Origin of the sequence: Streptomyces sp. MAR4 CNX-425, from assembly GCF_048656465.1 — a bacterium.
In the GTDB taxonomy this organism is placed as follows: Bacteria; Actinomycetota; Actinomycetes; order Streptomycetales; family Streptomycetaceae; genus Streptomyces.
The window spans coordinates 1-11,960 of the sequence record NZ_JBMDLF010000024.1 but is presented as its reverse complement, the minus strand read 5'-3'; the positions used below and the strand labels follow the sequence as shown (position 1 = coordinate 11,960).

General features: G+C 64.9%; 4 protein-coding genes. 2 read left to right on the top strand and 2 right to left on the bottom strand.

Annotation, left to right across the window (positions count from 1 at the left end; genetic code table 11):
- Positions 1 to 102: 102 nt before the first annotated feature.
- Both ACHZ99_RS33140 and ACHZ99_RS33135 read right to left on the bottom strand, forming a co-directional pair.
- On the bottom strand, positions 103 to 5,580 hold the full coding sequence (locus ACHZ99_RS33140; RefSeq protein WP_420308553.1) for an RHS repeat domain-containing protein: 5,478 nt from the start codon (positions 5,578 to 5,580) through the stop codon (positions 103 to 105).
- An 85-nt stretch (positions 5,581 to 5,665) separates the two neighbouring features.
- Positions 5,666 to 5,857 (bottom strand): hypothetical protein, encoded by a 192-nt coding sequence (locus ACHZ99_RS33135; protein WP_420308552.1) that lies wholly within the window; start codon positions 5,855 to 5,857, stop codon positions 5,666 to 5,668.
- A gap of 365 nt (positions 5,858 to 6,222) precedes the next feature.
- On the opposite strand from ACHZ99_RS33135, the gene ACHZ99_RS33130 reads away from it, so the two are divergent.
- Both ACHZ99_RS33130 and ACHZ99_RS33125 read left to right on the top strand, forming a co-directional pair.
- Positions 6,223 to 11,439 carry a DUF6531 domain-containing protein gene (locus ACHZ99_RS33130; protein ID WP_420308551.1) on the top strand — a complete coding sequence of 1,739 codons (5,217 nt, stop codon included), beginning with the start codon at positions 6,223 to 6,225 and terminating at the stop codon, positions 11,437 to 11,439.
- Positions 11,436 to 11,942 (top strand): hypothetical protein, encoded by a 507-nt coding sequence (locus ACHZ99_RS33125; protein WP_420308550.1) that lies wholly within the window; start codon positions 11,436 to 11,438, stop codon positions 11,940 to 11,942. Before ACHZ99_RS33130 ends, ACHZ99_RS33125 begins: the two co-directional genes overlap by 4 nt.
- Positions 11,943 to 11,960: the final 18 nt, after the last annotated feature.

Genomic DNA, 11,960 nt, shown 5'->3' with positions numbered 1-11,960 from the left:
CAATGCCACGGAGAGCATGCCCGCGACCACTCGGAGAGTTACGGGCGGTCGCCACACCATGAGCGGGGGTTCCTCGTGATCGTGAAGCAATTCAGCCTCCATTTAACACCAACCGGGGGCCATGTACGTTGTGCCACATCCCAGTTGTCCATATAGTGACCCGCCACCATAAAAGGCACCGCGAAGCCACCTGTCCGGGGATGCAGCATGGCGTGGGCCAGCAGCATGCCTTGGCGCTCGTAGGTAGCGCGTAGCGTGACGCCCCAGAGGCAGAGTCGCCTTCTGTAGACCCCGCAGCGATGCTCCGCCCGCCCCGCCTACTGCGAGCCCGATAGCGTAACCCTTGACGTTTACGATGCCATTCTCGGCCGCATAACCCCATCCGTGTGTATACAGATCAGCCCCGAACTTGGCGGTAACCAGCACCAGCCCCGCTCCGGCACACATCCCAAACGAAGCAGCGACACAGGTCGCGAAAGTTGCTCCCTCCGCCATTCCTCGCCAGTGGTCTTTGGTGAAGTTCCCGACTGCTTCGAGACCGTCACCGGCTGCTTCGAAGCCGTCCCCGACCACACTGACGCCACCTTTCAGTACACCGCCTATTCCTCCCAGGATGGAGGACTTGTTGTTCTCCTTTTTGCGCCATTCTGCTTTGGCTTTTGCGGCGGCGAGGAGTTGGGCGCGTTTCATGCTGTCGAGGCGGTAGCGCTCTTCTTGGGCTCGGGCTTGCTGTGCGCGGGTCTGGGCCCAGTAGGAGTTGAAGCTTCTGGTGTTGTGGCGGACGAGGGCGCGGTATTTGCTGGTGGTGTGGCCTCGGCTGTTGGTGTAGCCCTGTTTGCGGTACCAGCTTTTGCGGACCTTGTTGTTGCCAAATCCCTTCTTGGTGACTTCGTCGTAGAGCATCTCACCGGTGGGGTCGGATGCGGTGACGGGGGTGTTGTTTGCGTAGGTGTAGGCGTTGGCCTGGAGGGGGTTGGCGGGGTCGAGGAGGGGGTTGGGGGAGATGAAGGCGCCGAGGGTGGGGTCGTATTCGCGGGCGCCTATGTGGGTCAGGCCGGTGTCGTCGCGGGTGCCGCCGACGAAGCCCTTGGTGCCGGGGAAGTCGGGGCCGGTGCCGGTGCCGGTGGTGGGGCGGGGGGCGCCGAAGGGGAGTTGTTTGCGGCGGATGACGGCCTGGCCGACGGCGAGGGAGACGGCCAGCATGGCGGTGCCCTGGTGGTCGGAGACCAGGAAGTGCATCGGGCTGCCCGGGGTGCGGACTGCGACGGTTTCGCCGTCGTGGGCGTAGTAGCGGGTGCCGGTGACGCTGCCGTCGGGGTGGAGGTGGAGTTCGTTGCCTTCGGGCAGGTAGAGGGTGGCGGTGTTGTCGCTGCCCGTGGCCAGCAGGCGGTTGCCGTCGGTGTCGTAGACGTAGCCGGTGGTGGTGCCGGCTTCGGTGGCGGCGGCGAGGTGGCCTTCGTCGTCCCAGGTGTAGCTCTGGTCGGCGGTGCCGCCGCTGCGGGTGGTCATGTTGCCGGTGGCGTCGTAGTCGAGGGCTTCGCTGGCGCCGTCGGCCGTGCCGCCCGCGGTGTCGACTCGGGTGGTGGCGTGGGGGCGGGGCTGGCCGGGGGCGGGCTGGGTGTAGGTGCGGGTGACGTCCTGGTCGGTGGCGGTGCCGGTAACGGCGTGCTGGGTTTCGGTGGTGCGGTTGCCGATGGTGTCGTAGGTGTAGGAGTGCCAGTACGCCTCGGGGCCGCCGCCGACGGTGGCGGGGTCGGGTTCGTGCGTGCAGGTGCCGGCGGTGGTGGTCCAGGCGTCGGTCAGGCGGCGCAGGGCGTCGGTGGCGTAGCACTGGCGGTCGGTGGTCTGCTGGGCGTCCTGGCCGCTGGTGGTGGTCTGGGAGGTGATGTTGCCGGCGTCGTCGCGCGTGTAGCGCACGTCGTCCAGCCGCTGGGGGCCGGTGGTGCGGTCGGTGACCTGGCGGGTGAGGTCGCCGGTGTGCTCGTCGTATTCGTGCGTGCGGTAGAGCTTGCGGTCGCCGGAGCCGTACTCGGTGCGTACGGGGCGGGCGAAGCTGTCGTACGTGACCTGGGAGACCAGGGCGACGCCGCCGCTGCTGGTGGCGGTGGGCAGTCCGAGGGAGTTGTAGTCGGTCGCCGTCCGCTCGTTCGGCAGTCCACCGACGCCGGGCTGGCTGATCGAGGTGCGCTTGCCGGTCTCGGGGTCGTAGGTGTAGCCGATGCGGTACGTGCCGGCCAGCGCTCCGGCGGCGTCGGGGACGGTGACGGTGGTGCCGGTGGGCTGGGTACGGGCGTTGTAGCCCTCGACGGCGGTGGTGTAGCGGCCGCCGTCGTGGACACGGGTGGTGGAGGTGAGCTGGCCCTTGGCGAGGGTGTCGTAGACCCATTCGGCGCGGGTCTGTTCGCCCTTCTTGACGGTGGTCGGCCGGCCGAGGGCGTCGTAGCTCGTGGTCAGCGCGATACCGCGGGCGTCGGTGACGGTGACGGGCTGGTCGGCGGCGTTGTACGTGGTGGTGGAGGTGCCCTTGTCGGGGTCCTTCGACTCGGTGACGTTGCCGCGGGCGTCGCGGGTCCAGGTCCAGACGTTGCCGGCGGGGTCGGTCATCTTCGCCAGCTGGTCGTGCTTGTCGTAGGCGTAGGCGGTGGTCTGGTGGGTGGTGCGGGCGGCGTTGGTGTACTGGCGTCGTTCGACCGTGTTGCCGCGGGCGTCGGTGAGGTCGGTGGTGGCGGTGCCGCCGTCGGGCGGAATGACGGTGGTCTGGTCGGCGCTGTAGGCGGTGGTGGTGCGCTTGGTCTCGTCGCCGAACTTGCGGGAGATGGCGGCGGTGACGCGGCCGGAACCGTCGTGGATGTTCTCGGTCATGTTCGGCACCGTGTTGTCCGCGGCTTCGACCAGGGTCGCGGACGGATCACCGGTGGCGTGATAGGCGTGGTAGATCTTGGTTTCCAGGCCGCGGGTGTCGTACAGGGTCTCGGTGATGACGCGGCCGCCGCCGGGCGCGGGGATCTGCGTCTCGCGTTCACGCAGCAGGCCGTCGTAGAGCGTGTAGGCGGTGGTGTACGTGCCGTCGGGCTGGATGGTCTTGGTGGCGATGACCGCCGACGCGGTCCTGGAGACGGTGTAGCTGTACTGCACGGACGGGGCTGAGGGGTAGTCCGCCTTGGCCCAGCCGGGTTGCCACACCTTGACCAGCCGTCCGAGGGCGTCGTAGTCGGCGTCGGTGCGGGCGCCGGCGGGATCGACCGTCGTGGTGGGAATGCCGCGTCGGGCATCGAGTTCGGTGGTCTGGGTGTGGCCGAGCGGGTTGGTCACCACGGTCTTGGTGGGTGCCGCGCCGGTGGCGGGCGTGTACGCGGTAGTGGTGGTCTCGCCGCGGGCGTCGGTCCGGGTGAGCGGGCGGCCGTGGATGTCGAAGGTGACTGTGGCGACGGTCTGGGTGCCGGTGCCGGCCTTGTCCTGCTCGTCGACGCGGGTGATGTCGCCCTTGGTGGGGCCCTGCCCGAGCGTGGTGGACCCGTCGTAGTACGTGCGCTTGAGCGACACCAGGTCCTTCGGTAGCGTCGCAGTGGCCCCGCACGTGGTGGCGACGGTCTTCTCCTCGGCGACGGCCTCGACGAAGTTCGCGCCGGTGCTGCGGGCGTAGGAGGTGGTGGTGCAGCGCTCGTCGCCGGTCTTGCTCGTGTCTCCGGTCTCGGAGACGGTTTTGACCATGCCGTACGAGTCGAAGGTGCGCCCGGTGGTGGTGCGGCGCCAGGTGCCGTCCTTCTTCAGCTCCCGCGTGGCCTCGGTCTTGACGCCGGTGTAGCGGGCGCTCTGGTCCGGCAGTCCGTCGCGGGCGTGGGTGGCGGTGGCCGGAGAGCGCCACGGGGTGTAGGCGGTGGCCTCGATGATGCCGCCGCCGGCATGTTCGTAGCCGATCTCCTCGCGGACCATGCCGGCGAACGCCTCGCGGTCGGTGACGCTGCTGCCCTCGGAGTCGGGGACGTTCGCGCCGTCGATGCCGCGGAAGTAGCGGGTCTCGGCGAGCGACTTCGTCTCGCTGCCGGCACCGACGCGGGTGCGGACGCGGGCGTAGCCGCGCCGCTCGGAGTAGGTGCGGTACTTGGCCTTGGTCAGCTCGTCGGTGTCCTTGGCCCACGCCAGGCCACCGAGGTAGTCGTAGGAGGTGGTCTTCACCGGTGCGCCGGCGACGTCGTCGGATTCCAGGACCTGGGTGGCGACGTAGGTGTGGAACCAGTCGCGGTAGGGCTCGAAGTCCGGGGCGGGCGCGTCCGGGGGCGACCAGTACACGGGGTAGCAGCGCTTGGTGTTGGTCGCCGGGTCGGGCAGGTTGCCGGCGGTGCAGTCCTCGGGTGAGTAGGTGACGCCGATGGTGCCGCCGGTCTCGGTCTTGATGCCGTAGACGCGGTAGCGGTTCAGCGGTGGCACGCCGTCGACTGCCTTCTCCACCCTGTTCTTCAGCATCTGCCCGGAGAAGGTGACGGCGGGCAGGGAGATGTCGCTCCCCCCGGTGTGGCCGGTGCGCTGGACGGACTTCAGCCACAGCGCGCGGTCGGAGCCGTCGCCGGTGGCCGGGAAGCTGTGCTCCAGCTTCCAGGAATCGACGGGCTTGTACGAGCCGCCGACCCGCACCTTGGTGGTGACCCCCGTGAGGCGCTTACGGGAGAAGAACGACGGCGAGTACGTCTTGCACTCCTCCCCCGACCCGCACAACTGGTCGTACGGGACGTCCGGCCAGTGCTTCGCGTTGGTGGCGTTCAGCTTGTCCTTCGCACAGTCGAAGGCGTCGGTGGGCAGGCAGCGTTCCGCCACGGCGAAATCGACCCGGGCCTGCGCGCCGTCGGCGGCGTAGAGCGCGTCACCGTCCAGGCCGTAGTCGATACGCTCCAGATGGCCGCCGCGGTTGAAGCGGGTGGGCGTGGCCTTGCCGGTGGCGTCGTTGACGTTCAGCCCGTAGTGGTTGTGCTCCTTGGCCCAGTAGTAGGTGAGGGCCTGGTCGTGCGGGTCGATAACGTAGTCGAGGTTCCAGCGCCAAGCCTGCTGGCACCAGGAGTCCTTGAACGCGGTGGCATGACACGGCTCTCCGGAGTGGTTGCCGAAGACCGGCACCGTCCACACCGACTGCGTCCTGGCGTCGCCGTCCTGCCAGCCCGGCAGCCGGTGGGCGCCGAAGTAGTAGCGCACGCCGTCGGGGGCGGTGACTCGCCAGTACTCGTTGTTGTTGTCACCGTTGGCCCGCTTGGAGGAGGACATCAGCTCGACCCGGGTGCCGTCGTCGTCCTTGAAGCGCCACTCGCCGCTGCCGTCGTCCTTAACCAGCTCGTGGGTCTTGCCGTTGAGGGTGAGGGTGGCATTGTCGGTCTTCCAGCACAGGTCACCGACCTTGGAGGACGGGTTGTTGCCGCCGGAGCGGTCGTCCTCGCATGCTACGAACCGGCGTTCGACGGCTCCCGCCGACATCGTCCAGCCGTCGCCCGCCCAGTTGGCCTGGTTATTGGTCGCGGCGGTCCGGCCGTCGACGGACTGTGAGGAGTACTCCAGCGCCAGGTCCGGCCGCAGGTCGCCCGCTATCTCGGGCACATCCAGGTCGTACGACCAGGAGAAACCGCCGGAGGAGCCGCCGGCGCTCCACTTGCCCGACGGCGACAGCGGGGTGGCGGAGAAGTCACCAGACGCCCCGGACGCCGCGGCCGTCAGCGCGAACAGAACCGTCCCCTCGCCAGCGGCGTAGCCGGTAGCCGAACGCTGCGCGGCCGGCCCGGACCACCAGCTCGTCGATCAGCTGGTCGTCCACCGTCGCCGGCTGGGGCTCAACCGCCTCGCCGGACTCGGCCTGGTTCACGTTGCCGCTGGTCATCGATGCATCTTCCTTGATCAGGAGTTACACCGAACGTTTTACAGTCCCGAAGTGGGCGACCACTGCGGAGAGGATGGCTTGGAAACATCGTCGGCTGCATGCTTGCCGCTTTTGACAGTTGACCGAGAGTGATCACAACGTATATTTGAGTGGTTGTTCACTTCTTGGGTGATGGACCAGCGTTGGGGAGGGACCAGGGGATGCTGCGTTCAGTGGGTCTGCGCATGACCGTGGTGGGGATCAGCTTATGGTCGCTACTTATCAGTAGTGTGCTCTCGGCAGGCCACGCTTCCTCAATGGCCGCCCCAGAGCAACGTGGGGGAGTTCAGGCGGGGAGCCCTGTAGCGGCGCGTATGTCGGGTCCGGTGCAGGCGGAAGAGCCGATGACGATGAAAGAACGCCGGGCGCAGGTGGCCGACTTGCGCGCACCCGAAGAGCCAGGCGCTGTGATCGAACTCCCGGACAGGACGCTCAAGGCACCGTCGCAAGATAGCAGTCCGGAGAAGGACGGACCGCCAGACAACAAGCCAAGGTTGCTGGCGATAAGCCCCGTGACGAACATGCGGGTGGCCCCGCACTCCTGGTTCGGGTTCGATGTCGAATGGGGTGATGTCAAGTGGGACAACCCTGCAGGACTCGAGTCGTATCACCGGGCTCTCTACCGAGCCTCGGACGATAGTCTGATCAAGCAGTGGTGCGACTCGGACCCTGAAGGGACGCGGCCCTGGACCCCCACTAATCAATGGTCAGTGTCCGACCCAACCATTCTGGAACTGGGTGTCGAGTACTACATGAAGGTCGCCGTATCGGCCGACCGAGGGACAAACGCGGATCCGCGCGGTTGGGGGTGTGCCACAGGGTGGAGTGAAGAGGTCAGGTCCCCCAACATCGCAGCTCAGGGTCCGCCGCTGCGTATTACTTCCGGTGAGAAGATCGGTTGTGTCTGCGGGGACACAAGCGGGCGACAGCCGTTCCAGGGATATCTTGGGGATCCGGTCAATACCGGTACCGGGGCGTTGAATGAGTCAGCAGTGGACGTCACGCTGGCGGCTCCCGGTATCCCCTTCGAACTTCGGCGCATCTATGCTTCGGACAACGACTACGCAGGCATGTACGGCCAAGGTTGGACATCTGCTTATGACGTGCGGCTTCAGGTAGCGGAGAGTAGCATCACCTATGTCTCTGACAGTGGTTCGCGCCTCACGTTCACCAAGGACGCCAGCGGAGCCTATCGCGCATCCTCGCTCGGTGTGACCAGCAGGTTGTCCGCGTTGAGCGGTGGCGGCTTCACCCTGACGACCAGTGCGCAGGAGAAGCTGACGTTCACCAGTGAGGGAAGGCTGACGGCCTGGCAGGATTCGGTCGGGGCGGGGTTGTCCTTCTCTTACAGCAACGGAGATTTGAACTCCGTCAGCGATGCCGCCGGCCATACCGTGCAGATGAATGTCGACCCTGCGACGCGTCTGGTGACGAGCATCGGCCTGCCCGGTGGCCGCACGATCAGCTACAGCTACACGGATGGTCGGCTAACGTCGGTGAAGGGTGCCGAAGGTGGAGCGGTCACATATGGCTACGATGCTGCCGGCCGACTGTCGAGCATAACCGACGCTGCGGGCAACAAGCAGATGCAGACCACCTACAACTCAAGCGGCCGTGTCACTGAACAGACCCATGCTGACGGCACCGTGGCGAAGTTCACGAGAGACACACTGCAGACCAACTACCAGGACGCCAACGGCGGCATCTGGACCGACCTGTACCACGGCAGTGTGCTGAGCTCCCGGATCGATCCGCTCGGCAATGTCACCTCTTACGAGTACGATGACAAGCTGCGACTGGCCAAGGTGAGGGCCCCCCGAGGTGTCCAGACGAAGCTGAACTACGACAGCTCCGGCAATCTCCTCAAACGCACCACGGGATCAGTGACCGAGTCATGGACATACACCTCCGGGAACAACGTCGCGTCTCACACTGATGCTCGTGGGGCGAAGACCACCTACACCTATGACAACAGTCAGCGTCTGATCGACGAGAACGGGCCAGCTGGCAGAACCAGCTACACGTACAACACCAAGGGTCAAGTCACCTCCACGACCTCTCCGCGAGGGAAGACCACGACCTTTGCATACGACGAACAGGGCTATCTGACCGCCCAGACCTCACCGTCCGGCGCCAAGCAGACGTTCACTTACGACGCCGCAGGAAAAATGCTGACGAGCACAGACCCGCGTGGCAACGTCACGGACGCAGACCCAGCCCAGTACACGACCACTTACCTGTACAAGGCGTCTGATCTGCTGGCATCGGTCACCGACCCTGCTGGCAACACCACCAGGTATGAGTACGACGCGAACGAAAACCGCACGAAGACCACGGACGCGACCGGCCAGGCCACGACCTACGAGTACGACAAGTTCGACCGGCTCACGAAGATCACCGGCCCTGATGGCACGTCTACGTCAACGAACTACGACGCGGTAGGAAACGTCACCGCGACAATCAATGAGCGCGGCAACAAAACCACCTTCCGATACGACGCGGCCAACCGACTGGTCGCCACCACCTCACCCCGCGGCAATGCCACCGGCGCGGATCCGGCAAAGTACACGACCACCTACGGCTACGACGCCAGCGGCAACCAGACCAAGAAGGTAGACGCGACCGGCGCACTCACAACCACGAAATACGACAACTTCAACCGGCCGACCTCGGTCACAGATCCGCTCAACGGAATCACGAAAACCAACTACGACGCCAACGGCAACGTCACCCAGATCACCGACGCCAACGGAAAGGTCACCAAATACAGTCATACGGCCGCAAACCTGCTGAGCAGCGTCACCAACCCATTAGGCCGGATCACCAACTACGGCTACAACGCCGACGGCGACCGGACCAGCCTCAAAACGCCATTGGGCAACAAGACCACCTGGACCTACGACGACGACGGCCGAGTCGCGAGCGAGGTTGACCCCCGCGGAAATGCCACCGGCGCGGATCCGGTGAAGTACACCACGACCTACCGCTACGACCAGGCCGGCAACCTCACCCAGGTCACCGATCCACTCGGCGGCACACAGAAGTCCGCGTTCGACCGAGTAGGCCGGCAGATCAGCACCACAAACCCCAATGGCAAGACCACCGAGACCAGCTACGACCCACTGGGCCGGATCAAGACGGTGACCGCTCCCGACGGCGGGACCACCAGCTACACCTACGACACCGCCGGGAACGTCAAGACCCGCACCGACGCCAACAACCACACAACAACCTACAGTTACAGCGACGCCCACCAGCTGACCTCCGTCACAGACCCGTTGAATCGGACAGTCACCTACGGCTACGACGCCGACGGCAACCGCACCACGGCCACGAACGCGCGCGGCAGCACAGCCACTACCGCCTACGACGCACTCGGTCGCCCTACCGCCGTCGACTACTCCGACACCACCCCCGATGTCCGCACGACGTACGACGCCGTGGGCAATCGCACCAAGGTCACCGACGGGACGGGCACCCGCACCTTCACCTACAGTCCAGTAGGTCGGCTCAAGACCGCCAGCGTGCCGGGACTTACGGCCGGTTTCACCTACACCTACAACGACGCGGGCCTTCGAGCCAAGACGAACTCGCCGAGTGGCACGGCCACCACCTACGGATACGACGCTGACGGCAACCGCACCACGTCAGTCACCAACAACCTGACCACCAGCTACACGTACGACGCGAACGGAAATCTCAAAGACACCACCCTGCCGGCCGCAAACGGCTACACCGAGAACCGCACCTACAACGCGGCCGGACGACTGACAGATATCGCCAGCAGTAAGAACGGCACGGTACTCTCCGGCTGGCACGCCGTCCTGGACCTCGCCGGTCAACCGACCCGCATCGACAACGCGCGCACCGGCAAGTCGGCCTACTACACCTACGACGACGCCGGACGTCTACTAACCGAGTGCACCTCTACAACCCAGACCACCGCCTGCCCCAGCGGCGAGCCTAGCGCCAGCTACACCTACGACAAGGTCGGCAACCGCACCGGACACACCACCACCGCCGGAGCGACGTCCACTTACAGCTACGACTCCGCCGACCAGCTCACCCAGAAGACCACCGGTACCAACAGCACAGCCTACGAATACGATGCCGACGGCAACCGCACCAAGGCCGGCAGTGTTACCTACGCCTACGACGCTGAAAATCGGCTGACCAAGGCCGTCGGGGACCGCACCAAGGAGTACACCTACGACTCCGACGGCAACCGCAGAGAGGTCGGCGGCTCCATCCGAGCCTGGGACATTAACAATCCGATTCCACTGCTGGCAGGCACCTATGACCCAGGCGCCAACAACCTCACCCGCGAATACCGCTACAACCCCAGCGGTCAAGTCGAAGCGATGCACAATGCGTTCACCGACAGATCGTACTACTATCACCGGGACCTGATCGGTTCCGTCACCAACGTGACATCTGCCGCCGACGGCACAACCCTGGAATCGTACAGCTACGATGCCTTCGGCATAGGCGGCCCCTCCCTAGGCACCAGCGATTCTTCCGTCAATCAGTGGTTTGGGTTCGCCGGCGAATACAAGGAATTCCTCGGGAACGAAAGCAGCCCCACTTCCGAAGACGGCGGCTACAACCTTCGCGCTCGCACCTACGACCCACTCACAGGGCAGTTCACCGGAACAGACCCACTCACGGCGCCACAGAGGGTGCCCGGAGAGTCCTCCTACGCCTACGCAGGCAACGCTCCCACATTCAAAGTCGACCCGGCGGGGACTTGCTGGTTGATTCCGGGCAGCGGCGATGAGGGTTGCTGGACTGCGGATATACCGGGTACTGATCTAATTCCCTTGTCCCCAGTTATCGAAGGAATTGGGAATGCGCTGCGTGATACGTGTGAGCAGGGGGCCGAATATGCACGCGAGAACGGCCGCTGGGGTTGGACTGGCTGTGTAGCTGAGTTCACCGGAATCAACGACATTCGGCGCGGGATCAACGCCTACGGAGAAGGCGACTACCTGAACGGAACCGCGTATTGCCTCGGCGGTGTGGGCCAGGTGGGCCTGTGGCTGATGCCCGCGCCTAAGTGGACCCCAGCGCCACTAAACCCAGCTAACCAGGCATCTCGGTTGGCCACATTCTTCAACGTTCCGGTGAAATCAATTGTTTCCCCCGCCCGAGTGTACCGGGGTGATACCCGTGACCCAATCACCGTGTATGTGAAGGGTGGATTCCGCCCCAAGGGAACGAATGTGGACATCAGGGAATATGCAACCAAGAACACTCCATCTGCCTGGGTGGGGACAAGCCGGATAGCGCGCGAAGCGGCAAATTTCCCACAGGGTGCGAGAGGTACTGGAACCTGGGTGTACGAGATTCGGAACCCCGGCCAGGGGATCAGTGTCAACAAGGCGCTCGGTGGTGCAATCCGTTCGCATTTCAGGGGCGAGTTCCCATCGGAACGCGAAATATTGTTCCAAGGAATCGACGCGTCGAAGATCGTCCAAGCAGAACGCTGGAGGTGGGGGATGCCCACGGGCGAAGTGATCAAGAATCCATGGTTCAAGGGATGACTGAGTGGATCAGCCTCCGGGCCTTCGTGGATGGCGAGCCAGTGGCGTGGACCGCCGCCGTTGACTACCACGAGGACGCCGGGTGGGAGGACGCCTGGCGGCTGACGATCGAGTCAGCTTCTGCCGTGGAGTGCGAAGCCTCAGGCGCAGACCTCTTCGAGGCCCTGCGACGAGCCAGGGGCCATCTTGAGCCAAGAGATATCCGCCTGTGCTGCAATGGCGCCCGTATCGATGCCTGGCCGTCCAGGCAGGCAAGGGAGCACGGTGCCTGGGTGGTATACATCACCCGCCTCTGGCTACCGCCCACAGTGCGTGACCTCGTGTCTGTTTTTGGTTTGGCAGACGCCGAAAGAATTGGCACAGTCGCGGAGCAGGACGAGTTCCACGCACGGCACTTGGCCAATCGGAAACACTGGTTCAATTTTGTCAATCCACTGTGGTGGATCTTTCTATACACCAGCTCATGGGGACGCCCCAAGAGCTTGAAGCCACCTTTCGCCTGATGGAGCAGGAGAAACAGT